This is a genomic window from Haloarchaeobius pelagicus (assembly GCF_051207375.1).
Classification (GTDB): domain Archaea; phylum Halobacteriota; class Halobacteria; order Halobacteriales; family Natrialbaceae; genus Haloarchaeobius.
Genome location: NZ_JBPJZD010000001.1, coordinates 779,386 through 803,683 on the forward strand (window position 1 = coordinate 779,386; position 24,298 = coordinate 803,683).

21 protein-coding genes are annotated in these 24,298 nt (G+C 66.9%); 7 read left to right on the forward strand and 14 right to left on the reverse strand.

Annotated elements, in window-relative coordinates; all coding sequences use genetic code 11:
- The first annotated feature begins 201 nt into the window (after positions 1–201).
- The 3 genes from folP (at position 202) to ACSC1S_RS04100 (ending at position 3,960) form a co-directional block, all read left to right on the forward strand.
- Complete coding sequence (gene folP, locus ACSC1S_RS04090; protein WP_435363263.1) at positions 202–2,640, forward strand: dihydropteroate synthase; 2,439 nt, start codon at positions 202–204, stop codon at positions 2,638–2,640.
- A 208-nt stretch (positions 2,641–2,848) separates the two neighbouring features.
- Positions 2,849–3,475 (forward strand): class I SAM-dependent methyltransferase, encoded by a 627-nt coding sequence (locus ACSC1S_RS04095; protein ID WP_435363264.1) that lies wholly within the window; start codon positions 2,849–2,851, stop codon positions 3,473–3,475.
- Positions 3,476–3,522: 47 nt separating this feature from the next.
- Complete coding sequence (locus ACSC1S_RS04100; protein ID WP_435363265.1) at positions 3,523–3,960, forward strand: hypothetical protein; 438 nt, start codon at positions 3,523–3,525, stop codon at positions 3,958–3,960.
- A 26-nt stretch (positions 3,961–3,986) separates the two neighbouring features.
- Here the strand turns inward: ACSC1S_RS04100 and ACSC1S_RS04105 are convergent, their stop codons facing one another.
- Positions 3,987–5,057, reverse strand: a complete 1,071-nt coding sequence (locus tag ACSC1S_RS04105; RefSeq protein ID WP_435363266.1) for a glycosyltransferase — start codon at positions 5,055–5,057, stop codon at positions 3,987–3,989.
- Between the two features lie 175 nt (positions 5,058–5,232).
- On the opposite strand from ACSC1S_RS04105, the gene ACSC1S_RS04110 reads away from it, so the two are divergent.
- The gene (locus tag ACSC1S_RS04110) at positions 5,233–7,035 is read left to right on the forward strand and encodes a S9 family peptidase (RefSeq protein WP_435363267.1); all 1,803 of its coding nucleotides are present in this window, start codon (positions 5,233–5,235) and stop codon (positions 7,033–7,035) included.
- A gap of 23 nt (positions 7,036–7,058) precedes the next feature.
- Here ACSC1S_RS04110 and ACSC1S_RS04115 read toward each other — a convergent pair whose 3' ends face one another.
- The 8 genes from ACSC1S_RS04115 to proS all read right to left on the reverse strand — a co-directional run bounded on the left by ACSC1S_RS04115 (position 7,059) and on the right by proS (position 18,864).
- A complete protein-coding gene (locus ACSC1S_RS04115; RefSeq protein ID WP_435363268.1) occupies positions 7,059–8,117 on the reverse strand; it encodes an NAD(P)-dependent glycerol-1-phosphate dehydrogenase in 1,059 nt (352 codons plus the stop codon).
- 50 nt (positions 8,118–8,167) lie between these two features.
- Complete coding sequence (locus tag ACSC1S_RS04120; RefSeq protein WP_435363269.1) at positions 8,168–9,223, reverse strand: ABC transporter ATP-binding protein; 1,056 nt, start codon at positions 9,221–9,223, stop codon at positions 8,168–8,170.
- 1 nt (position 9,224) lies between these two features.
- Positions 9,225–10,088: an ABC transporter permease gene (locus ACSC1S_RS04125; RefSeq protein WP_435363270.1), complete on the reverse strand. Its 864-nt coding sequence runs from the start codon at positions 10,086–10,088 to the stop codon at positions 9,225–9,227.
- Between the two features lie 61 nt (positions 10,089–10,149).
- Positions 10,150–10,362: a hypothetical protein gene (locus tag ACSC1S_RS04130; RefSeq protein WP_261650563.1), complete on the reverse strand. Its 213-nt coding sequence runs from the start codon at positions 10,360–10,362 to the stop codon at positions 10,150–10,152.
- Positions 10,363–10,424: 62 nt separating this feature from the next.
- Positions 10,425–11,414, reverse strand: coding sequence for an NAD-dependent epimerase/dehydratase family protein (locus tag ACSC1S_RS04135; RefSeq protein WP_435363271.1), 990 nt, complete (start codon positions 11,412–11,414; stop codon positions 10,425–10,427).
- Positions 11,415–11,492: 78 nt separating this feature from the next.
- Positions 11,493–16,010 carry a glutamate synthase large subunit gene (gene gltB / locus ACSC1S_RS04140; RefSeq protein ID WP_435363272.1) on the reverse strand — a complete coding sequence of 1,506 codons (4,518 nt, stop codon included), beginning with the start codon at positions 16,008–16,010 and terminating at the stop codon, positions 11,493–11,495.
- Positions 16,011–16,161: 151 nt separating this feature from the next.
- On the reverse strand, positions 16,162–17,301 hold the full coding sequence (locus ACSC1S_RS04145) for a sensor histidine kinase (RefSeq protein WP_435363273.1): 1,140 nt from the start codon (positions 17,299–17,301) through the stop codon (positions 16,162–16,164).
- A gap of 108 nt (positions 17,302–17,409) precedes the next feature.
- The gene (gene proS, locus ACSC1S_RS04150; protein ID WP_435363274.1) at positions 17,410–18,864 is read right to left on the reverse strand and encodes a proline--tRNA ligase; all 1,455 of its coding nucleotides are present in this window, start codon (positions 18,862–18,864) and stop codon (positions 17,410–17,412) included.
- A gap of 168 nt (positions 18,865–19,032) precedes the next feature.
- On the opposite strand from proS, the gene ACSC1S_RS04155 reads away from it, so the two are divergent.
- The 3 genes from ACSC1S_RS04155 (at position 19,033) to ACSC1S_RS04165 (ending at position 21,703) form a co-directional block, all read left to right on the forward strand.
- On the forward strand, positions 19,033–19,725 hold the full coding sequence (locus ACSC1S_RS04155) for a hypothetical protein (RefSeq protein ID WP_435363275.1): 693 nt from the start codon (positions 19,033–19,035) through the stop codon (positions 19,723–19,725).
- A gap of 446 nt (positions 19,726–20,171) precedes the next feature.
- Entirely contained in the window at positions 20,172–21,260 is a 1,089-nt protein-coding gene (locus tag ACSC1S_RS04160; protein ID WP_435363276.1) for a C39 family peptidase, read from the forward strand.
- A gap of 80 nt (positions 21,261–21,340) precedes the next feature.
- Positions 21,341–21,703: a hypothetical protein gene (locus tag ACSC1S_RS04165; protein ID WP_435363277.1), complete on the forward strand. Its 363-nt coding sequence runs from the start codon at positions 21,341–21,343 to the stop codon at positions 21,701–21,703.
- An 8-nt stretch (positions 21,704–21,711) separates the two neighbouring features.
- On the opposite strand, the gene ACSC1S_RS04170 is transcribed toward ACSC1S_RS04165, so the two are convergent.
- Genes ACSC1S_RS04170 through ACSC1S_RS04190 form a run of 5 tightly spaced genes read right to left on the reverse strand, consistent with a single transcriptional unit; the run spans position 21,712 to position 24,251 of the window.
- Positions 21,712–22,215: an 8-oxo-dGTP diphosphatase gene (locus tag ACSC1S_RS04170; protein ID WP_435363278.1), complete on the reverse strand. Its 504-nt coding sequence runs from the start codon at positions 22,213–22,215 to the stop codon at positions 21,712–21,714.
- Between the two features lie 52 nt (positions 22,216–22,267).
- Entirely contained in the window at positions 22,268–22,771 is a 504-nt protein-coding gene (locus ACSC1S_RS04175) for a hypothetical protein (RefSeq protein ID WP_435363279.1), read from the reverse strand.
- Complete coding sequence (locus ACSC1S_RS04180) at positions 22,746–23,240, reverse strand: OB-like fold-containing membrane protein (RefSeq protein WP_435363280.1); 495 nt, start codon at positions 23,238–23,240, stop codon at positions 22,746–22,748. The genes ACSC1S_RS04175 and ACSC1S_RS04180 overlap by 26 nt, the downstream gene beginning before the upstream one ends.
- Before the next feature lie 52 nt (positions 23,241–23,292).
- Positions 23,293–23,751 carry a DUF488 family protein, N3 subclade gene (locus ACSC1S_RS04185; RefSeq protein WP_435363281.1) on the reverse strand — a complete coding sequence of 153 codons (459 nt, stop codon included), beginning with the start codon at positions 23,749–23,751 and terminating at the stop codon, positions 23,293–23,295.
- A complete protein-coding gene (locus ACSC1S_RS04190) occupies positions 23,748–24,251 on the reverse strand; it encodes a DUF7984 family protein (protein WP_435363282.1) in 504 nt (167 codons plus the stop codon). The genes ACSC1S_RS04185 and ACSC1S_RS04190 overlap by 4 nt, the downstream gene beginning before the upstream one ends.
- Between the last annotated feature and the right edge of the window lie 47 nt (positions 24,252–24,298).

Sequence of the window (24,298 nt, forward strand, 5' to 3'; positions counted from 1 at the left end):
ATTTTCAGTGGAAGTCCATCTCGGTGAAACAGGCACCATGGGGCGGGTACAGGCGGTTAAAATCCCTACATTCGTGTCCGGAAATAGTGAGACAGTTACAATATATTACAGAAGCAGGCGGGCGTCTCGCGTCCGTGCCCGTCGACCGCTCCCGGCTTCGCAGTTCGACAGGCTAAAGCGGGCCGCCCCGGACGTTCGGATATGCAGTACCACGAGGCCGCGAACGCGCTCTTCGACCTTCGCCGGTACGGGCCACGCCCCGGCACCGAGTCGACCGCGGACCTCCTCGCTCACCTCGGCGACCCCCACGACGACCTCACGGTGGTCCAGGTCGCCGGCTCGAACGGCAAAGGCAGTACGGCCCGCATGGTGGAGTCGGTGCTTCGCGACACCGACCGGACGGTCGGGCTCTACACCTCGCCCCACTTCGAGGACGTGCGAGAGCGGGTTCGCGTCGACGGGCGCAAGCTCACCCGGACCGCACTCACCGAGTTCGTCGAGACGGTCCAGCCGTACGTCACCGACCGCGGCGCGGCCGGCGAATCCCCCACCTTCTTCGAGGCGATGACCGCACTCGCGCTCTGGTACTTCGACCGCCAGGGCGTCGACGTGGCCGTCCTCGAGGTCGGTATCGGCGGGAAGTACGACGCGACGAGCGTCGTCGACCCCGCTGCGAGCGCGGTCACGAGCGTCTCGCTCGAACACACCAGCGTCCTCGGCGACACCGTCGAGGAGATCGCCACCGACAAGGCCCACGTCGCGCCCGACGATGCCCCACTCGTGACGGGAACGACGGGAGCCGCGCTGAAGGCCGTAAAGAAGCAGGCCGGCGATGTGATCACCGTCGGCCCCGACGGCGACGTAGAGACCACTTACGAGGGTCGTGTCGATGGTGCCGAAGCGGGCATTGTCCTCGACGGCCCGGACTGGCGCGTCGAGACGCGGATTCCGGTCCTCGGGGAGTTCCAGGCGGTCAACGCCGGTATCGCGGCGGTCCTCGCCAGACAGGTCGCCGACGTGGACGAGGCGACGCTCGCGAGAGGGCTGCGGAACGCCCACTGGCCGGGGCGCTTCGAGGTACTCTCGGAATCGCCACTGACCGTCCTCGACGGGGCGCACAACCCCGGTGCCTGCGAGAAGGTCGCGACGGTCCTCGACGAGTTCGAGTACGACGAGTTGCACCTCGTCTTCGGCGCGATGCACGACAAGGATCACGCCGAGATGGCCGCGGTCCTGCCCACACCCGACGCGGTGTACACCTGCGAACCGAATCTCGACCGTGCCGAGGACTCGGCGGTCCTCGCCCGGGTGTTCGAGGAGGCGGGCGTGTCGGACCGCACGGTCCGGACGTCGGTCGACACCGCACTCGACCGGGCCATGGCGGCCGCTGGTCCCGACGACTGCGTGCTGGTCACGGGGTCGCTGTTCACCGTCGCCGAGGCCCGGACGCGCTGGACCCGCGTCGAGATTCCGAAGAGGGTGCGCGACCTCGACGACGCCCGCGAGGTGCTCGAATCAGCCAGCGTCACCCAACCCGGCATCTGGCGGATGCGTGCCAAGGGCGTCCACCGCGTGCTCAAGACCCGCGTCCAGAAGCGACAGGCGTCCTACCTCAAGGAGGAGATGCTCAGCCTGGGCGGCGAGTGTTCCGTCTCCGGCCTGGAGACCGACGGTGAACGCCTCGACGTCGTCCTCATGGGGACGCTCTCGCAGTTCAAGCGCCTCACCGACAAGCTCGACGGGCAACCCTACGGGCTGGCCCAGTTCGCCACCGAACTCCGCGAGGCGCTCGACATCCAGCAGCCCGACTCCCCCACCGACTATCCCTGGCAGGACGGGACCGCCGTCATGGGCATCCTGAACGTCACGCCCGACTCTTTCCACGACGGCGGCGAGTTCGACGCCGTCGACGCGGCCGTCGAACACGCCGAGGAGATGGTCGACGCCGGCGTGGACATCATCGACATCGGCGGCGAGTCGACCCGGCCCGGCGCAGCGGAAGTCTCCGTCGAGGACGAGATCGCCCGCGTCGTCCCCGTCATCGAGGCCATCCGCGACGCCGGCATCGACACCACTATCTCTGTCGACACCCGGAAGGCCGCGGTCGCTCGCGCCGCCCTCGACGCCGGGGCGGACGTCCTCAACGACGTCTCCGGGCTCGACGACCCCGAGATGCGCTTCGTCGCTGCCGAGTTCGACGCCCCGCTCATCGTGATGCACAGCATCGACACACCGGTCGACCCCGACAACGACATCGAGTACGACGACGTGGTCGACGACGTCATCGACCAGCTCGGCGAGCAGGTCTTACTCGCGGAGAAGGCCGGTCTCGACCGCGAGCAGATACTCGTCGACCCCGGTCTCGGCTTCGGCAAGACCGCCGCGGAGTCGTTCGACCTGCTCGGACGCATCGACGAGTTCCGCGCGCTCGGCTGCCCGGTTCTCGTCGGCCACTCCCACAAGTCGATGTTCGGCTACATCGGCCAGGACGCCGACGACCGCGAGCACGCCACCGTCGCCGCGACGGCCATCGCGGCGGACCGCGGCGCGGACGTCATCCGAGTCCACGACGTCGCGGAGAACGTCGCCGCGGTCCGGGTGGCAAAAGCGGCACGCGACCCCGACTTGTTCTCGAAGTAAGCACTCTCGAATCCGCCCCGCCCCTTCTTATCGGATGCCGCGGCCAGTCCCGCTATCTCCTGAGAACCGACCCGTCGTCGGTCGAGGCTGGTGTGCGGGTCACCGCGACGGGAATCCGATTCGGTCATCGACCCGCCTGTTTGCCCCCAACACACCCGGTCACACCCCACCCGAAGTGATTTCTCTCCGCCGCGAGTCGCTCCCGCAAATGACGAACGACGAGCACCGCCGCGTCGTCCGCGAAGGGTACGACGTGGTCGCCGATGCCTACGCCGCAGAGCGCGACGACGGGCCGGCCGGTGCGCCGCTCCTCGAGCACTTTCGCGAGCGTGTCCCCACTGGGGGCGCCATCCTCGATGCCGGCTGTGGCGATGGCCAGCGCTGTGCTGCACGCCTCGTCCCCGAGTACGACGTGACTGGCCTCGACATCTCGCGCGAGCAAGTCCGTCGCGCCATCGACGCCGTTCCCGTTGGCGACTTCGTCCAGGGCGACCTCACTCGACTCCCGTTCCCGACTGGCGCGTTCGCCGGCCTCGTCTGCTACCACGCGACCATCCACATCCCGCGAGCGGAGCACGCTGCCCTCTACCGCGAGTTCGCGCGGGTCGTCGAGCCCGGCGGCTGGCTCCTCGTGAGCACCGGCGCGGGCGAGTGGGAGGGCTCGAACCCGAACTGGCTCGACGGTGGCGTCGAGATGCGCTGGAGTTTCTACGACGCCGAGACCGAGCGCGAACTCGTCGAAGACGCCGGTTTCGTGGTCGAGAGAGCCGATATCGTCGGTGACGAGATGGGCGACGGGGCCTTCCAGTTCCTGCTCGGCCAGCGCCGAGCCTAAGTGATTAAGGAGAACGGGGATACCCCCGGTCTTCGTGGCTGTTCACCATGGCGACGACGACTCCCCGCGGCGATCTCGATACTGCGACGCACCACGGTGACGGTCCGACGGTGACCCGACTCGAACGTGGCGGTCCCGGTTCCATGACGGCGGCCCTCCAGGCGGTGCTCGCCGACGACGCAGACCTGCTCGTCGGCAAGACCGACGACTCCCTCTCTGTCCTCGACCTTCCGGAGCCTCGGCGAACGGTCGACGCCGAGATGCCCATCGGTGACACCTGCACGATCGACGCGGTGGTCGCCGCGACCCCGGCACACGACACGCTCGTCGAGTACCGGCGGGTCCTGCGGCCGAACGGGTACCTCCTGACGAGCCTGACCGCCGAGACCGGGTACACGCCGCTCGCCGTCGCCGGGTTCGAACCGGTCCTCGAACTCGTGGTCGATGGTGGCGACACGCTGGTCGTGCTGGCACAGGCGGCCTGAATCGGTCGGTGTGACCCGCTGTCTGCTCAGAATAGTCCGGCGGATTCCATCTCCTCACGGTAGCAGTCGAGATACCGTTCCAGCACCGGGCGGTGGTCGAACTCGGCGAAACTCTCGTCGACGACCTTGTGCTCCATGTCGGCAGCCTCGCGGATCGCGTCCGCGAGTTCGGACTCGCTGGTCGTCCGGAAGCCTCGTTCGGCGTCCATCTGGCGCAGCTCGACCAGCTCGTGTGCCGAGGAGTCGGCGTGGTACTCCACGATACCGATACAGCCCGAGGCCAGCGCCCAGAGGAGTTCGGTCGCGAACAGGCACTCGTGGGCGGTCTGGGCGAAGACGTGTGCGCCCTTGTACACCGCGACCCGCTGCTCACGGTCGCATTCGCCCAGCCAGGTGATGCGGTCGTCGATGCGGAGGTCGCGCGCCTGTCGCTGGTAGTTCTCACGCTCCGGGCCGTCGCCGACCACCACGGCGGACCAGTCGACCTGCCGGAGTTCCGCGAGCGCCAGCAGGAGGGATTCCAGGTTCGCCCCCTCGTCCAGCCGGCGGGAGTAGACGATGTCGCCGGCGGTGACCGGGTCGACCGACTCGATGTAGTCCATGTCGACGCTGTTCGGGATGACCTCGACCGCGTCCTCGGCGAGACCCTGCTCCCAGACGCGCGTCTGAACGAGCCGGGACGGGGCGATGACCGCGTCCGATTTCTTCAGCGCCTTGCGGTGGCTGCGGCTGACGTTCGCCGCGTCGCCGTACCAGTCCGTGACCAGTGGCGCGCGGGCGACCCGTGCACCCTTGCTCGCGGCCGAGACCTGCCCCGGCGGGATGGCCCCGGCGTGGACGACGTCGGGAGAGAACTTCGGCAGCGCGACGGCCAGACTGTAGCGGAACTTCCGGGCATCGGCCAGGTCGTCGACCAGTCCCCGGTAGCAGACGCCTTCGTGCTCCCACTCGGATTTCTCCCCGGTCCACCACTTCGCACAGAACCAGGTCACGTCGTGCCCGCGCGCCGCGAGGAGTTCTGCGGTCCGCGTGAGGCGGTCTATCGCCTCGTAGTCGCAGTGGAGGGCAGTTTCAAGCGAGACGAAGGCGATACGCATTGCTCGTTTCGAGAGGCACTGTATAGCGTATTAAAAATCCCCCTTTTCGCGTGGTTCGAGTCGGTCGTGGCTGCAATCGTGGATGGCCTCGTGGCCGTCACCGGGCAATGCGGAACCACACTCGAAATCCCCCGCCACCACAACCGCTTAACGGCGTGGGGTCCCATGTTACTGTATGTCGTACGACATCGAGCGGTATCTCCATATCCGGAGCGCCGGCAGCGCGTCTTTCTCGCCGGACGGCGAGCGACTCTCCTTCCTGATGGACACGACCGGCGTCTCGCAGGTCTGGACCATCGACGAACCCGGCGGGTGGCCGGACCAGCGGACCTTCTACGACGAGCGCGTCACCTTCGCCTCGTGGTCGCCCGAACGCGACGAACTCGTCTTCGGGATGGACAAGGGTGGCAACGAGCGCCAGCAGTTCTACCGACTCTCGGGTGACGGTCGCGAGGAGGTGAACCTGACCGAACACCCGGACGCGAAGCACCGCTGGGGCGGCTGGAGCCACGACGGGGAGCGCTTCGCGTTCACCTCGAACCGCCGGGACGAGAGCGTCTTCGACGTCTACGTCCAGGGCCGGGACGAGCGCGGGAACGAGGCGACGCTGGTCCACGAGGGCGACGGCTGGCTCACGGTCGGTGGCTGGAGCCCGGACGACTCGCGACTCATCGTCTCGCAGGCGTACTCGAACTTCGACCAGGACCTCTACGTGCTCGACATCGACTCGGGCGACATGCGCCACGTCACGCCCCACGAGGGGAACGTGCGGTTCTACAGCGCGACGTGGGCACCCGACGGGGACGCGCTGTACGTCAGCACGGACGAGGGCTCGGACACGCTGTACCTCGCCCGGCTCGACCTGGAGACGCTGGAACTGGAGACCGTCGTCGAGGGTGACGGCTGGAACGTCGACGGCATCGCGCTCGACCAGGACACCGGTCGGTTCGTCTACTCGCGCAACGTCGACGGGTTCACCGAGATAACGGTCGGGAAGTTCACCGGTCCCACCAGCTACGACACCTACCCGTCGCCCGACCTTCCGAACGGTATCGCTGGCGGCGTCTCCTGGGGCCCGGACGCGGAGCGATTCGCAATCACGGCGACCGGCGCGGCGGTCAACACGAACGTCTACGTCGTCGAGACCGAGACCGGCGAGACCGAGCGCTGGACCTACGCGGCCACGGCGGGCATCCCCGAGGAGACGTTCCGCGAGCCCGAACTGGTCCACGTCGAGAGCTTCGACGACCTGGCGGTTCCCGGGTTCCTCACCCTTCCCGACGGCTACGACGAGGGCGAGGTCCCGGTCATCGTCTCCATCCACGGTGGCCCCGAATCACAGCGGCGGCCGTCGTTCAACCCGGTCAAACAGTACTTCCTGAACCGCGGGTACGGCTACTTCGAGCCGAACGTCCGCGGGTCCTCCGGGTACGGCAAGGCGTACAGCCACCGCGACGACGTGCGAAAGCGGATGGACTCTGTCAAAGATATCGAGGCCTGCGTCGACTGGCTCCACGCCCACCCGGCGGTCGACGACGACCGGCTCGTCGCCATGGGCGGCTCCTACGGCGGGTTCATGGTGCTCGCCTGTCTGACCGAATACCCGGACCTGTGGGCTGCGGGCGTCGACGTGGTCGGCATCGCCAACTTCGTCACGTTCCTCGAGAACACCGGCGAGTGGCGGCGCAAGCTCCGCGAGGCCGAGTACGGCTCGCTGGAAGACGACCGCGAGTTCCTCGAGTCCATCTCACCCACCAACAACATCGAATCGATTCAGGCCCCGCTGTTCGTCATCCACGGCGAGAACGACCCGCGGGTGCCGGTGAGCGAGGCCCACCAGATCGTCGAGGAAGCCCGCGGGCAGGGCGTCCCCGTCCGCGAACTCATCTTCGAGGACGAAGGCCACGGGCTCTCGAAGCTGGAGAACAAGATCGAGGCGTACTCCGCGGTCGCGGAGTTCCTCGACGAACACGTCTGAGTCGCTCGTTTTCGGTGGCCTCGTCAGATGACGCCCGTCTTCGTGGCAACCTCGCGGGCGGCGCGCTCGTTCATCCCGTCGCCCAGGATGGTGTAGCGGTCGCGGATGGTGTGGCAGGTCGTGAGGGCCTCGATGACGGTGTCGGAGTCGATGCCGAGTTCGCGGGCGGTCGTCGGCGCGTCGATGCTGCGGAGGGCGTCGCGGATATCCGTCCAGATGCCGCGGTCGCCCTCGTGCAGGTACGCGGTCATGATGGAGCCGACACCGACCTGGTGGCCGTGGAGGGCCGGGTCGGGCGCGATGCGGTCGAGCTGGTGGGAGAACAGGTGCTCCGCCCCGGAGGCGGGGCGCGAGGAGCCGGCGATGGACATCGCGACACCGGAGGAGACGAGCGCCTTCGTGACGACCCAGGCGGATTCTTCGAGCCCGGGTTTGACGAGGTCGGCGTTGTCGACCAGGATCTCCGCGGTCATCTCCGAGAGCGCGGCCGCGTACTCGGAGTACTCCACGTTCTTCAGTCGGTTCGCGAGTCGCCAGTCCATCACGGCGGTGTAGTTCGAGATGATGTCGGCACAGCCCGCGGTCGTCAGCTCCCAGGGAGCCTCGGCGAGGAGTTCGGTGTCCGCGATGACCGCCAGCGGCGGGTCCGCGGCGACCGAGTGTCGGGTGTCGCCCTCGGGGACCGAGCCGCGCCCGGAGACGATACCGTCGTGGCTCGCGGCAGTGGGGACAGAGACGAAGCCCCGTCCGATGTGGTCGGCGGCCATCTTCGCGATGTCGATGGCCTTGCCGCCGCCGACGCCCAGCAGGAACCCGGCGTCGATCTCCTCTGCAGCCTCGATGACGCGCTCGACCGCCTCGAAACTCGCCGTATCGACGACGACGGTTTCGGCGTCCAGCCCGCGCTCGGCGAACTGTTTGATGATGGCCTCACCCGCTATCTTGCGGGGCGTCGGGCTCGTGACGATGAGCGGTCGCCCGTGCAAGTGGAGCTCCTCGACGGCCTCGACCGTCTGGTCGAGGACGCCGTGGCCCACCACGACGTTCCGTGGCAGCCGGATCCAGGTAGATTTGGTGAACATACGTGACAGTCATCGGGGGGACAGGAAACTCTTTTTCGTCTGCGCCGGGCTCAGTCGAGGGACTCTTCGAGGTCGAGGTCCTCCTCGTACCCCTCCTCGTCGCCCTGCTGGTGGGCCGGGTCGTCCGCGGGGTCGTCGAACTGCAGTTCGAGGTCCTCCTGGTATCGGTCATCCTGGCCCGTCTCGGTCGACACTGCCGCGTCCGGGAAGTGGACGTAGTAGTTGAACAGGTCCGAGACGCGGGGCTGTTCGACCGTCGCCGTGGCCAGCGACGCGGCTGGCAGCAACTGCTCGACGGTCGCGGGGGCCACGCCCTCGGCGAGGAAGCCACGGCGCTCTGCGCCCGCCTCCAGCAGTTTCCCGTCTCGGACCAGGTCCCGGAGCGCGTCGACCTGTCCGTCGGCCTGGAGCAGGTCGAACACCTCGCTGAGGCCGCCCTCGACGCGGACCACGGGCGGAACGTGGTCGAGGAGTTCGCCTGGGCTCGCGCGGGCGACGACGCCACCGTTCCGGAGGAAGGCGAGGTCGTCGGCGGCCGACGCGTCGACGGGGCGGTGACTGGTCAGCACCACGGTCCGCCCCTCGGCCCGTAGCTCCCGGAGTATCGTGTGCAGCCGGTCGACGGCGGCGAGGTCGAGTTCAGCCGTCGGCTCGTCCAGCAGGTACAACTGGACGTCCGCCGACAGCGTGATGACCAGGTCGAGCTTCTTTCGCATCCCCTTCGAGTACTCGTGGACGGGCCGGTCGAGCACGTCGGCGATTCCGAGCGTCTCGGCGAAGTCGCGCCACCGGTCGGTCGACCGCGGGTGGAGGTCGGCGTGGAACGCGAGGTTCTCGCGACCGGTCAGTGCCGGGTCGCTCAGGCCGTCGTCCAGCATGAACCGGAACCGGTGGCGCACGTCCCGGGGCGCGTGTCCGAACAGACTCGCACCACCCTCGTCGGGGCGGAGACTCCCGGCGAGACAGGACAACAGCACGGTCTTGCCGACCCCGTTCAGGCCCATGACCACGGATATCTTGGCTTCCTCGACGCCGAGGTCGATTCCATCGAGCACCGGTTCGCCGCCGAGGCGGACCGTCACGTCCGAGGCGTCGACGACCCACATCTCAGCGACCACCCCTGTCGTAGATCGACCGGGTGGCGAGGGCCACGCCGAGCCCGTAGCTGAGTCCGCCCCAGCCCAGCACGGTCGCGAGGGCCACCGCCGCGTCAGGCGGTTGCGGGTCGGACGGGAGTGGGGTGCCGATGAGGTGGGACGTGATGGTCCGCGTCCCGACCGTGTTCGGCACGATGTTCAGCAACTGCCGGGCCTGCTCGGGGAGCAGCGACGGCACGCCGCCGTTGAAGCCGCTGAAGAAGAACCAGACGAGGAGTCCCACGGTGCCCACCGCGACGACGTACTCGCGCTGCCGGACGACCTCGGCGAGGAGGACGCTCACGCCGGCGCTCGTGAGGCAGACGCCGAGCAGACAGCCAAGGACGATGGGAACCGCGAGCGGCCCTGCGGCCGGGTAGAGCGCGCCGTCGACCAGACTGATGGCGACGATGGTGCAGAAGGACGCAAGCGAGAACGCGAACGTCGCGAGGAAGCGGCCGGTCAGGTCGGCCGACGGCGACACCGGGAGCGTCCGGAGCATCCGGTAGCGTCGCTCGGTTCGGTCCGTCGAGAGGCGGGTCCCGAGGACGATGAGCGAGACCGACATCGCACCGAAGACGCCGATGGAGATGGCGGTCCCTGCTTTCGCGTACCCCAGTTGCTGGGCCGGGTTCGACGCGTCCGCCGGTGGGGAGATGAACGTCAGACTCGTCATGATGTACCAGAATGCGGGCCAGACGAACGCCCAGAACAGCGCGGACCGGTCCCGGACGATGGTCCGTGTCGACCGGACGGCGAAACTTCGAACCTGCTGCGGCCACGGGACCGACTCTGCGTCGGCGTGTCGGCGCGAAGTGTCTGTCTCCGTGGCCATCGTGGGAGGTTGTTACTACACTACATCTTCCGTGCTGAATAAATCTATCTGCCGATTCGGTTCAGGCGGGGTAGCCGATGAAGAACCGCTTCTCGGCGAGCAGACCGTCCTCGGTCTCGACCGTGAGGACCAGCCAGTTCCCGTCGTCGGAGTACTCGTAGTCGACGTAGTCGTCCGGTCCGTACTCGACGACGTGGCCGGCGTCGTCGTCCGCCACGCGGAAGGTGGGATTCTCGTCCGGGCCGGTGGGTGGGTCAGGCTGCTCGAGCGCCATGGGAGTGATTGGCACTGTGCCGGTATAGCCACTGTCGGCGGCGCGGTGAGGTGTCAGTGCCGTCACAGCGTGTCGAGCACGCCCAGCACGCGCTCTTCGTTCTCGCGGCCAGGGTCGTGCTCGCTCCCGTCGCGTTCCGAGTCCAGGTGGTCGTCGACCGCGCGCTGCATCGCTTCTTCGAGTGGGGTCGACTCCCAGCCCAGCGACGCCAGCTTGTTCGTATCGAGCACGTGCGGGTAGTCGCGGTACAGGATGTAGTCCTCGCCCGAGAGGTCGCCGATGGACAACTCGCGCTCGGAAGCGTGGACGACCTCGACATCGGTGTCGAGCGTGTCGGCGATCAGGTGGACCAGCTCCTCTAGCGTCACGAGTCGTTGGTCACCGACGTTGTAGACCTCGCCCGCCTCGCCCTCCTCGGCGACGATGCGCAGGGCCGCGGCCACGTCCTCGACGTAGGCGCGGTGCCAGATGTTCGTGCCGTCGCCCGGGACGACGATTCGGTCGTACTCGTTCACCCGCGAAATCCAGAAGTCGAGGCGCTCGGAGTAGTCGTCCGGGCCGTAGACGATGCAGGGACGGACCGACATCGCGTTGACCCCGTCCTCGGCAGCGGCGAACACCGCGCGGTCGCCCTCGGCCTTGCGGTTGCCGTAGGTCTCGTCGGAATCGTCTTTCGCCTGCTCGTCGGTGCACTCGCGCATCGGCGTCACACCTTCGCGCTTTGGAATCTCCTCGCGCCCGTAGGCGTCGCCCGAGGAGATGTAGACGTAGGCGTCGGCGTCCGAGAAGACCCGACAGGCCATGCGCACCTCACGGGGCTTGTACGCCACGCAGTCGATGACGACGTCCGGGTCGACCGCGTGGGCGGCCGACGCGAGGTCGCCGTCGTCGGTGCGGTCGCCCTCGACGTGGGTCACGCGGTCGTCGTCCGCGAAGGGGTTCTCGTGGTTGCCGCGGTTGAAGATGGTGACCTCGTAGTCGTGGGCGAGGAGTTCCGAGACGGTGTGGCGGCCGATGAAGCGGGTTCCGCCGATGACCATCGCTGTGTCCATGACTGGGGCGATGGGAGAGGCAGGAAAAACGGTGGTGGTTCCGGCGCGGTGTGCCGGCGCGGTGCGGGTCTCTCGCTCTCAGTCGTCGCTGGAGGCGAACCCGGCCGCCGCGGACTCGCCCTCGACGGTCGCGCTGTCGGGCAGGCTCTCGCGCACGTCCTCGGCGTCCTCCTCGGTCAGCACGCGCTCGTAGGCGTCCGGCATGACCTTCACGAAGGCGTCGAGGGTCGCCTCCCAGTTGTCGAGCAGTTCGGCGGCGCGCCCGGAGTCGACGTAGGCGCGGTGGTTCTCGACGAGGCGCTTGAGCATCGCGCGGTCGCGCTCGTCGAGCTGGTGGTCGACGTGGACCATGCCGGTGTTGACGCGCTCCTCGAAGTCGCCCTCTTCGTCCAGCACGTAGGCGATGCCGCCGGACATACCGGCCGCGAAGTTCTTCCCGGTGTCGCCCAGCACCGCGACGACGCCGCCGGTCATGTACTCACAGCCGTGGTCGCCGACGCCTTCGACGACCGCCGTCGCGCCGGAGTTCCGGACCGCGAAGCGCTCGCCGGCCACGCCGTTGACGTAGCACTCGCCGTCGGTCGCGCCGTAGAGCGCGACGTTGCCGACCGCGACGTTCGTGGTCGGGTCGTACCCCGCGTTCGAGGGGGTCTCGACGGCGATGCGGCCACCGGAGAGGCCCTTGCCGACGTGGTCGTTCGCGCTGCCGTTGAGGTGGAGCGCGACGCCGGGGGCGAGGAACGCGCCGAAGGACTGGCCGGCGGTCCCGCGCAGCGAGACGTTGACCGTGTTGTCCGGGAGGCCGCGCTCGCCGTACTCGGTGGAGATGGCGTTGCTCAGCATCGCACCGACGGTGCGGTCGGTGTTGGTGACCTCGGCGGCGATGCCGACCGGCTCCTCGCGTTCGATGGCTGGCTGGGCCTCGTCCATGAGATCGTAGTCGAGGTGGCCGTCGAGTTCGTGGTCCTGCTCGCGGACCTTGGTGCGCGGGCCCTCGCCGACGTCGGCCAGGACGGCCGAGAGGTCGAGGTGACGGGCCTTCTCGTGGTCGGTCTCGCGCTGGGTCAGGCAGTCGACCCGGCCGACCATCTCCTCGACGGTTTCGAAGCCGAGTTCGGCCATTATCTCGCGCAGCTCCTGCGCCATGAACGTCATGTAGTTGATGACGTGCTCGGGCTGGCCGGGGAAGCGCTTGCGGAGGTCCTCGCGCTGGGTCGCCACGCCCACCGGGCAGGTGTTCTTGTGGCACTGGCGCGCCATCACGCAGCCGCCGGTGACGAGCGCCGAGGTACCGAAGATGTACTCCTCGCCACCCAGGAGGGCGGCGACGGCCACGTCGCGGCCGGTCTTCATGCCGCCGTCGACCGAGACGCGGATGCGGTCGCGCAGGTTGGTCTGGCGGAGCATCTGGACGGCCTCGGTGAGGCCGAGTTCCCAGGGCAGTCCCGCGCTCTTGATGGACGTGCGCGGTGACGCGCCCGTCCCGCCGTCGTGCCCCGAGATGTGGACCACGTCGGCGTTCGCCTTCGCGACGCCGGCCGCGATGGTGCCGATGCCGGCCTCGGAGACCAGCTTGACGTTGATGTCCGCGTCGGGGCTGGAGGCCTTCAGGTCGAAGATGAGCTGCTTGAGGTCCTCGATGGAGTAGATGTCGTGCAGCGGCGGCGGCGAGATGAGGCCGACGCCGGCCGTCGACTTGCGGACGTGGGCGATCATCTCGTTGACCTTCTCGCCGGGCAGGTGGCCACCTTCGCCGGGCTTCGAGCCCTGGGCCATCTTGATCTGCAGTTCGTCCGCGTTCGCGAGGTAGGTCGAGGTGACGCCGAAGCGGCCCGAGGCGACCTGCTTGACGTTGCACTCCTTCTCGGTGCCGAAGCGCTCCGGGGGTTCGCCACCCTCGCCGGAGTTGCTCTTCCCGCCGATGCGGTTCATCGCGATGGAGTTGTTCTCGTGGGCCTCGGGCGAGAGGCTGCCGAGACTCATCGCGGCCGTCGAGAAGCGCTGGACGATGTCGCTGATGGGTTCGACCTCCTCGACCGGGATGGGGTCGCGGTCGGAGTCGAACTCCAGCAGGCCGCGTAGCGTCTGGAGCTCCTCGGTCTGGTCGTTGACGAGTTCGGCGAAGTCCTCGTAACGCTCGTAGTCACCCGAGCGAACGGACTGCTGGAGCGTCCCGACCGTCTCGGGGTTCCAGCCGTGGCGGATGCCGTCGGACCGGTGCTCGAACTCGCCGGAGCGGTCGAGGTCGGGGTCCTCGCCGTAGGCGACCTCGTGGCGGTCGCGCAGGTCGGACTCGATGTCGGTGATACCGATGCCCTCGGTGCGGTTCTCGGTGCCCTCGAAGTACTCGTCGACGAAGCCAGAGTTCAGCCCGACGGCCTCGAAGATCTGGGCACCCTGGTAGCTCTCGACCGTCGAGATACCCATCTTGGCCATCGTCTTCAGCAGGCCGCTCTCGACCGCCTGGATGTAGGCGTCGACCGCGGCCTCGAGTTCCGCGCCGTCAGCGCCCGCGGTGATGTCCGCGATGGTCTGGAACGCGAGGTAGGGGTTGACCGCGTCGGCCCCGTAGCCGACGAGGGTCGCGACGTGGTGGACGGTGCGGGGGTCGCCGGACTCGACGACGATGCCGGCGTGGTTGCGCAGCCCGTTGCGGACGAGGTGGTGATGCACCGCGCCCATCGCGAGCAGGGCCGGGACCGGCAGTCGGTCCGCCCCGATGTTCGTATCCGAGAGGACGACCACGTCCGCGCCGTCGCGGATGGCCGCCTCGGCGTCCGCCCGAACACGCTCGACGGCGGATTCGAGGTCGGAATCGACGTCGAACGTCGTGTCGACGACCTCGGTCGAGAGGCCGTTGGTGGAGAGGTTCTTGACCGCGTCGGTCTCGGCGTCGGTGAGGACGGGCGAATCGGCCACGAGTTGCCGGGCGTGTTCCGGCGACTCGTCGAGCATGTTGCGCTGGTAGCCCATCCGGGTCTCGAGGGAGGTGACGAGTTCCTCGCGGATGTAATCCAGCGGCGGGTTCGTCACCTGCGCGAACAGCTGCTTGAAGTACGAGAACAGCGGGCGGTTGTAGTCCGAGAGGACCGAGAGGGGCGTGTCGTCACCCATCGAGCCGACGGGGTCCTTGCCCTTCTTGGTCATCGGCTCTATCATGTGCTGGAGTTCGTCGTGGGTGTAGCCGAAGACGGCCTGTCGCGAGCGCAGGTTCCCGTCGAACGGGCCGGGTCGCGGGTCGTCGTCGGCCTCGTCCTCCAGTTGCACCTGTTCGTTGGCGATCCACTCGCCGTACTTCTCGTCGGTGAGGTCGTCGAAGACCTCGGCGTCGGGGACGACGCGACCCTCGTTCGGGTCCGCGAGGAAGAGCTGCCCCGGCTGGAGCCGGCCGCGCTCTTCGATGTCCGCTTCGTCGATCTCGAGTGCGCCGGCCTCGCTGGCCATGATGAGTCGGTCGTCGCTGGTCACGTCGTACCGGCACGGGCGCAGCCCGTTGCGGTCCAGCACAGCACCGACGCGTTCGCCGTCGGTCGCCGCGACGAGCGCGGGCCCGTCCCACGGTTCGACGAGGGAGGCGTGGAAGTCGTAGAACTCCCGGCGGCCCTCGTCCATGTCGTCGTTGCCGCGCCACGCCTCGGGCACGAGCATCCGGAGCGCGTGGGGCAGGTCGCGGTTCTGGGTGAGCAGTTCGAGCGCGTTGTCGACGCTCGCGGTGTCGGACTGGTCCGGGTCCTGGATGATGGGCGTGACCGCGTCGAGGTCGAGGTCGTCGGATTCGAGGTCCGTCTCGCGGGCACGCATCCAGTTCACGTTGCCCTGGATGGTGTTGAACTCGCCGTTGTGGATGATGCCGCGGTAGGGGTGGGCGAGGTGCCACGCGCCGAGCGTGTTGGTCGAGAAGCGCTCGTGGACCATCACGAACGTCGAGGTGACGCGCTCGTCGCGCAGGTCGGGGTAGTAGGAGGGGACCTGTTCACCCGTGAGCAGGCCCTTGTAGACGACCGTCTTGCGGTCGAGGGAACAGATGTAGAAGCGGTCGGCACCGTCGTAGTCGCCGTCGTCGACGGTCGTCTCTATCTCGCGTCGCGCTTCGTAGAGCGCCTGGTCGAACGCCCGCTCCGAGCTGTCGGTGTCGGTCGGCTCGACGAAGGCCTGCCAGACGTCCGGTTCGGAGTCGAGTGCGGTCTGGCCGAGACCGTCGTTGTCGGTCGGCACGTCGCGCCAGTGGAGCACGTCGAGGCCGCGTTCGGCGAGCTGGGATTCGACGAGCGACTGGAACGTCTCGCGGGCCGCCGAATCTTGCGGGAAGAAGAAGGAGCCGACCGCGTACTCGTCGGGCAGGTCGACCGGGACCGTCTCGGCGAAGAAGGCGTCGGGAAGCTGGAGCAAGATACCCGCGCCGTCCCCCGTGTTTGGTTCTGCCCCGGTCGTACCGCGGTGTTCGAGGTTGTGCAGGAGCTGGAGTCCATCGGCGACCACGTCGTGGTCGGTCGCGCCGTCGAGGTTCATGACTACCCCGACACCGCAGTTCGAGCGTTCATCGGTGGGGTCGGCCAGGCCCTCGGTGGCAGGGGCTGCCCGGTGTGGCTGAGTCATGTGTACTGCTGCCACGCACTCGTATAAGAGGCTACTCCTCAATGACTAAGGGTATTAATAACACATATTAAGGGATTTAATGTGTATAGTTGAGTCAGTTGCGGAACCGAGAGAAATCGCCGACACAGTGGCATTCGCGCCGAATTCCGACTCAGCAAGTCCGGTCCACGCCGGTGAACTCGAAACGTGCCCCACCCGTCTCGCCGGCGGTCACCCGCGCCGACCAGCCGTGGGCGTCCGCGATGCGCTCGACGATGGCGAGGCCGAACCCGGTCCCACGGGGGGCCGTGGTGTAGCCCGTCTCGAACACGGTGGCCTGTTCCGCAGGTGAGATGCCTGCACCGTCGTCTTCGACGTAGAACCCGTTCGACAGGGTACCGACGGTGACCGTGGTCGCCCCGTCGGCGTGGGTCGCCGCGTTCGCGAAGAGGTTCTCCAGCAGGCGTTCGAGCCGTGCGTCGTCCGCCTGCACGTCGACATCGTCTCCGACGTGGAGCGACAGCGAGTCTGTCTCCGCGGTCTCCCAGGCGTCCTGGGCCACGTCGGCGATCCCGACCGTCGTCAGGTCGTCGACGGTTCGCCCGTCGCGGGCGAGCGAGAGCAGTTCGTCGATGAGGCGCTCCATCCGGTCCAGGCCGTTCCGAGCGTCGGAGACGTAGCGCGTCTCGCCGGTGTCTTCGATGAGGTCGAGGAACCCGCGGACCGCGCCCAGCGGGTTCTTCAGGTCGTGGGCGACCACCGAGGAGAACTCGTCGAGGCGCTCGCGCTCCGTCTCGAGCTGCTGGCGTTGGTCGGCGCGGTCGAGCACCGCGGTCGTGTTCCCCGCCAGAATCTCCGCCAGGGCGACCTCCCGCTCGGTGAACGGTCCGTCAGTCTTCCCGACGCTCAGGAGGCCGTGGTCGCCGAGAGGGACGTACATCGTCTGGACGAAGGAGTCACGGTCGAACCGGTCGTCGTCCGGGATGTCCTCGACGACGGTCTCGCCACGCTGGAACGCCCGGCCGTGTGGCGAATCCGCGACGTCGTACGAGGGGCGGCTCTCGATACCGCCGACCCGGCCCCCCAGCGCGACGTGCCGGAGCGTCTCCGTCTCGGGGTCGTACGCCCGCACGCCCGACCCCGGGAACCCGAGTACGTCGTTCGCCGCCTCGCCGGCGACCGTCAGGATCGCCTCCGTCCCCTCGGCCCTGAGCAGCCGCCGCGTCGCCGCGTGGAGTTCGTCGAGCGATTCGTCTTCGGTGTCGAGCGGGACGTCTCGCACCGCCGTCGCCGGTTCGTTGCTGTCACTCATCGTTCCGTCGAGTCCCGTCCGTGGACCCGGTCGCCAGAAACTGGGACGTGCTCGTACTTTGCTCTTGTTACCCGCCTGTCGCGTCGAAAAAGAAGCGAAATCGCCGGCTCAGTACGACTTCGCGAAGTAGGCGATCTCGGTCGCCTCGTCGCCGCACATGGTACACTCGTCGGCGTCGGGGGTCTCCTCCTCGTCCATCGGGAGCATGACGATCTCCGCGTGGACCTTCTCCTTGACGGCGGCCTCACAGGCCTCGTCGCCACACCACGGCGTCTTCACGTAGCCGCCGTGCTGGCCGATGGTCCCGAGAATCTCGTTGACTTCGTCGACCTCGCGGACGTTCTCCTCGAGGTTCTCCTCGGCGGCCTCGTAGAGCTTGTCGAACACCGAATCGAGGTGGTCGTGGGTGGCCTCGACGATGTCGGCGCGGTCCTCGACGACCTCCTCGCCGTCGGGGCGGTGGACCACGGTGACCTCCTCGTCCTCGACCTCGTAGCCGCCGATTTCGAAGCGGACCGGGACGCCCTTGAGCTCCCACTCGTTGAACTTGAATCCGGGGTTGCGCTCGTCGCGGTCGTCGAGGTGGACGCGCACGCCGTCCTCCTGCAGTTCCGCGGCGACCTCGTTCGAGTACTGGAGCACCTCGTCCTTGTTGTCCTCGTTGTAGATGGGGACGATGACGACCTGCTCGGGCGCGAGTGCCGGGGGCAGGACCAGGCCCTGGTCGTCCGAGTGGGTCATGATGAGTGCGCCGAGTGCGCGCCAGGAGAGCCCCCACGAGGTCGTCCACGCGGTCTGCTCCTCCTCGTCCTCGTCGGTGTAGGTGAGGTCGTACGCGTCCGCGAACGACTGGCCGAGGTGGTGGGAGGTGCCGCCCTGGACCGACTTCCCGTCGGGCATCAGCGCCTCGACGGTCGTCGTCATGTTCGCGCCGGGGAACTTGTCGTGGTCGGGCTTGCGGCCGCGCATCACGGGGATGGCGAGCACGTCCTCGTACAGCTGCTCGTACTGGCCCAGACGCATCATGACCTCGTCCATGGCGTCCTCCTCGGTGGCGTGGGCGGTGTGGCCCTCCTGCCAGAGGAACTCCTTGGTGCGGAAGAACGGCTTGGTCTCCGTCGCCTCCCACCGGATGACGCTGCACCACTGGTTGAGCTGCATGGGCAGGTCGCGGTGGCTGCGGATCCAGTCGCTCATGAAGGGCGTGATGATGGACTCGCTGGTCGGGCGGACCGCGAGGCGCTCCTCCAGCTCCTCGTGCCCGCCGTGGGTGACCCAGGCGACCTCGGGGTCGAACCCTTCGACGATGTCCTTCTCCTGTTCGAGATAGCTTTCGGGGATGAGAACGGGGAAGTAGCTGTTCTGGACGCCGGTCTCCTTGAACCACCCGTCCAGATGGTCCTGGAGTCGCTCCCAGAGTTCGTAGCCGCGGGGTCGCGTGACGATGAACCCACCAATGGGGGCGTAGTCCGCGAGTTTCGCCTTCTGGACGAGTTCGGCGTACCACTCGCCTGTGTTGTACTCCTTGCTCTTGGTCATCCCAAGTTCCTGCTCTCCACTCATTGTATGGAAGAACTCTCGTCGGTATCTTAAACCCCTTGAAGGTGTGCCAGGCAGGCGCGAACGCCTCACTATCGGCTGGCACACCTCGTTACCCACGGCATACTTATCACCTCAGCAAACCTCTCTACAGAACATGATATCGGGGGAACCGGTTCAGGGGGCGGCACAGTGACGAAGATGCTCAAGGGCGAGTGGCGCGTGCTCGGCTTCCGCGCGGACGAGGAGAAACTGCTCCTCCACCCACTGTTCGAGATCGAGGACCCGGGCAAGTACTGGGTCGGCGCTGCCATGCCAATCGGGACAATGAACTACGGCGGTGAGCTTCAGGAGCGAATCGACGACCTCGAACCGGGCAACCGTGTCTACGCCGGTGTCTACCCGGGGAACCCGGGCCGGTTCGCCGAACTCGAACTGCTCGACGACCAGCGCCTGCTCATCGGGTTCGAGTCCGAGACGGTTCCGACGTTCGTCCACGACGTGTGGCTCCAGGCCGTCGCGAATCACGACGGTTCCGGCCCGGTCGCCGCGACCCGGGCGCTCGACGTACCCGGCACCATCGCGGAGTTGTACGTCGCCTCGGCGACGCAGGATAGACCGAACGACCTCTGGTGGGTGTTCGTCGGCGGTGGCGGTGACGACGAGTTCTTCGACTCCTTCGAGTGGTACGAGGGCACGCCCGCGGAGTTCGTCGCGGCCAACCCCGCGTCGACGCCGTACTTCTGGGTCGTGAAGTTCGGCGAGCGCGACACCGACGTCGCGACGAACCTCGCGAAGCAGACCGGTATCACCCGCGACCCCGAGGCGGGGCTCGAAGAAGAGCTGGAGAAGCACGACCTGGGCGGCAGCGTCGTCACGAAGTAGCGGCACCGGCTGCCACATTTGTTCCGGTCGTCGCCTCTCATATGGCCGGTCTCTAGCTGTTACTGAAACGTGATAGTAACGAGTACTGATTTCCCGTATGAGTTGTAGCCGGTGTTGATAGTCGGGGGTCGTCTGGAAGCCCTCTCGATTTCGATGTAGGGCCCAGACGTACGCATGGTATCGTTTTAATTCCAAAATATTCGAAGTGTACTTCGTCACTTGTGGCTGTAATCGTCTGCATCTTCCGATATCAGAAGAGAGGAAAAGCCATCCATCTTATTAATCTTGTTTTCTTATATGTTGCCAAAGGTTGTATGTTTTGGCTATAACTGTTGGTTGTGGCACGAGATGCCTCGAAGTACGACAGACGAACTGTCTTGCAATCGCTCGGTGCAGCCGGTCTCGGACTCGCTGGGCTGAGCTCAGTCGCGGGCGCTACTCGCAACGTGACCGTTTCTAGTGGTGACGCCAGGCGCGCCGCCAAGACGAAACTGGACGCTGTTTCACAGCGGTCTCGGTTCGATTCCTGGCGAGGGGCCACGCTGGCGAAGCCGACGACGTTTCACGCGAAGAACGCCGGTTCCGGACCGGCATACGTCCCCGTCGCCTACACGTTCAGCGTTCGGAACGCGGGTGAGGAAGTCGGGTACATTACCGCGTCCGCCCGGGCCGACTGGGCACCGATACTGGAGTACAGCACTGCGACATCGCCGGACAGTCTGGTCGAACAGGCACAGTCGAAGGCAGCTGCTCACGGGCATGGCACGACCGGACGACTGCTGTACCATGGCGGTGTGAAGTACGGACTCGAACTCGGCGACGGACGAGCGATGAACGTCCGTAACGGACGCCCAACGGCAACTGGCCGTGGTATCGATCCTGCTGACATGGGCTTCGATAGCGAACAGGTCGCCCAGCAACGGAACGCGCTCCAGACGGACTCCGTCACGACGAGCGATGTGACAATCCAGAGTCACTGGGACACCATCTATGGGGTTCCTGCCTGGACTGAACACGACGACGGTAATTCTGGGTCCACGAGCTACGGCACGGGTGACGACTCCTGGGACGACTGGGACGGCTGCGTTCCCGTCGCGGCGTCGATGATAATCGCCTACCACGAGGGCTTCGACGAATCCGATACCTGGTGGCGTGAGTACCTCATCGACCGCCTGCACGACGACATGAACACCAACGATGCCGGCTCCACTTGGCCGACAGACATCGACGACGGATTCGATAAGTTCAGCAACGGTTCACATTCATACAATGGGCGGAATATTTACCTCTGGAACCACCCTGACTTCACGAAGCGAGAGATCTCCGACAACAGCAGGCCGTTCCTGCTCAACATGAACGACGGCGGCTCGGCGAACGACCGCTCACAGAACTACGGCGACCACTCGACGACCGTCGTCGGGTACGCCTCGAACGGTGACGAACTGGAACTGCACGACACGTGGGACGATTCCTCCCACTATCTCACGTGGGGTAGCTGGTCGGAATGTTCCTACACGAAGGTCACGAAATCGTAACGAAGTCGTAAACACCGAACCGGGTCCCGCGCTGGCGACCCGTCTCCGAACTGCCTGAACACCACACTGAACCCCCACACATGTCCCCGACTCGCAGAACGTACCTGAAGACCGCCATCCCCGCCCTGGTCGGTGCGACCACCGCTGGCTGTCTGTCTGGACAGAACCGTGGTGCCGCCGACATCGTCCTCCACAACGAGGGCGACGCCGAACAGACCATCGACCTCACTGTCACCGGTTCCGACGGCACCGACATCGTCACCGAGTCCGTCACCCTCGCCGGTGGTGAGCAATCGAAGATAAACAACGAAGTCGCGATGGAACAGACCGTGTCGGTCACGGTTGCGGCCGATGGCGACACGGACCACACCGAAGACTGGTCGGTCGCCAGTACACTGCACGTCCGCATCCAGCCAGACGGTATCGTGTTCGACGAGGAGTAGGCCGGCGGTCAGTCAGTGAAACGGTCGACGACACGCAGGTCGTACCCCAGTAACTCCTCGCCATCCTCGTCGAAGTGGAAGGTCCCCTGTACCCGGTCACCGTCGAGCAGGTGCGGGAGCCAGTACTGGTCGTCTTCCCACATCTCACCGTACGGGATGTCCCGTCGAATGACCCACAGCGGGTCCGCTTCGTCGGTCTCCGTCGCGGTGCCCTCGAAGGCACGAGAGACGTACGTGTGACAGCGGAACAGTGGGTCGGAGCCGAAGTAGAACAGCAGTTCCGCACGCTTTTCCACGTCGATCAGTTCGAGGTGGACCTCCTCATCGACCTCACGCTTCACTGCTTCGAGCGGGGTCTCACCCGCTTCGACCTTTCCGCCGGGGCCGTTGTAGAGCCCGGCCCCGATACCGCGCTTTTTCTCGATGAGGAGGAGTTCGTCGTCCGGCGACAGCGGGAGGTCACCACGCAGGGGGAAACAGAGCGTCGCCTCGTCGGGCGAATCCTCGTCCATACGTCACGTCGGGACTGCCGGGCAATCATCCTTGCTGTCCCGACGGACCTGTCTAGGGGCGACGGCTCCTGTCGACCAGCCACACCACGCCCGCCGTCGGCACCGCGACCAGCGACGGCCAGCGACTCGAACTCAGGTACACGTCGAGCGACGGCAGTTCCGCCCACGTGAGGGGGTAGAGATACGGCGGGGCGACGCCGCCAGCCCGTATGACCATGTAGTCCATCGTGACGTGGAGCCCGACCGCGCCGAGCAGGACCGCGAGGACGACCCGACGCTCCCGTTTCGGGACGAGCAGTGACCCGGCCAGCGAGAAGCAGAACGCTGCCCCCACGGTCTGCAGGGCGTACCACGACCCGGTGACGCCCGCGACGGTGAACCGGTCCGTACCGGTCAGCAGGTACACCTTCGCGGCGTCCGGGACGACCGCGCCGACCATCGCCATCGGGACGTGATGGGGTTCGAGCCAGTCCAGCGACCACGAGGCTACCGTCGCGAGGACGTAGGCCGCGAGGACGTGGGTCAGCAGGTCACTCATCGGCGTCACCTCTTCCATCGTCCCCATCCCGGGGAACGAACCGCAGTCGGGTGGGGTCGGGCCGCCACCGGCTGAACACCAGCCCGAGCGTCAGCACGACCGAGAGTCCCGAGACCGCGAGCATGTAGGTCCGGTTCCCCTGCTCGGAGACGACCAGCCGCTGCGGGTCGATGCGCTGGTCGGGTCGGGCGATGCCGTACACCTGGACCTCGTCACCGACGTCGACCGCGGCCCGGGTGTCTGTCACCACGACACGGTCGTCGGTGGGGCCGAACTCGCCGACGAAACTCGCGTCACGCACCGCCACCACCTCGACCCAGATGAACACTTCGTCGCCGTGGTACCGCTCGAACGAACGGTCCAGCTCCTGGTCGGTCGGGTAGGTCGACACCGACTCCTCGGTGGCGGCGTAGTCCAGGGTGAACACGCCGACGGCACCGAGAAGGCACGCGACGAGGAGGAGGCGCACGACCGGCCGACTATCCATACCCCGTCGTGTGCGGGCGGTCGGCTAACCGCTTGTGGTTCCTGGCACTCACCTAGCTGGTTCCGTCGTCGGCCAGTCGTCGGTCGAGTTCCGCCAGGAGGATGGTCCGGTGACAGTGCTTCTTCTCGGTGTTCTCGAAGCAGACGAGGACGAGACCCTCGCCGTCGCGGACGCGTCGCAGGAGGTCGGCCATCGCCTCGCTTGCTTCTGGTGACTCTCGCAGGTGCGCCCGGTAGCGCGCGTCGAAATCGACGGCGTCCCAGGCCGCGTTGTGGGCCTCCTCGTCACAGATGCCTCGCATCTTCAGCGTCTCTTCCTCGTCTTTCACCGCGTCGAGCAGGTCGGTCGGCGGGCCGAGCGCCGGGACGTTCTCGTCGACCGCCCCGGCGAACCAGCGCGTCGGCCGCCGGACGACCCCGACGAGCGTCTCGTCGGGCTGTGGGTCGAACAGGTCGTGCTGGAGCGCGGCGAGATAGGTGTCTCGGATGCGCGCTGACTCCGACCCCGTCACGGCTCCTCCTCGCCGACCGGAGGCACGGCGAACGGACTCTCGCGCGCGGTCCAGCCCCAGCCCGGGATGACCTCCTGGAACCCCGCCGCGAGGGCGGCGTCGAGGTCGTCCGCACCGGCGGCGTCCCCTGCCTCCCCGTGGGTCATGATGTCGGCGTAGTGGAACGTCGCCTCGCCGAGCAGTCGAAGCGGCTGTTTCCCGGCGATGGTCGCCGCGAGCTCGCGGCCGAGCACCTCGTCGACGATGAAGCCCGGATAGTCGCCGTCGACGTCGAGGTCGCGCAGGATGGCGACCATGGCCGCGACGTTCACCGCCCGGTCGCCGTCGGCGAACAGGTCGTCGACGGCGGCGTGATACTGGTCCGCCGAGATCGGGTCGACCGACACGGCGAACTGCTCCGCCAGGGCAGCGCGGATGTCGTTGACCAGCGGAACGATGACGTTCACACGCGCTCTGACCCAGTCTCGCTCCTGTGCGACGCGCTCTGGTGTCACTTCCATACACCGATGTTCGGGGGTGAACCCCCTGAGTATTGCGAAGGCTTTTA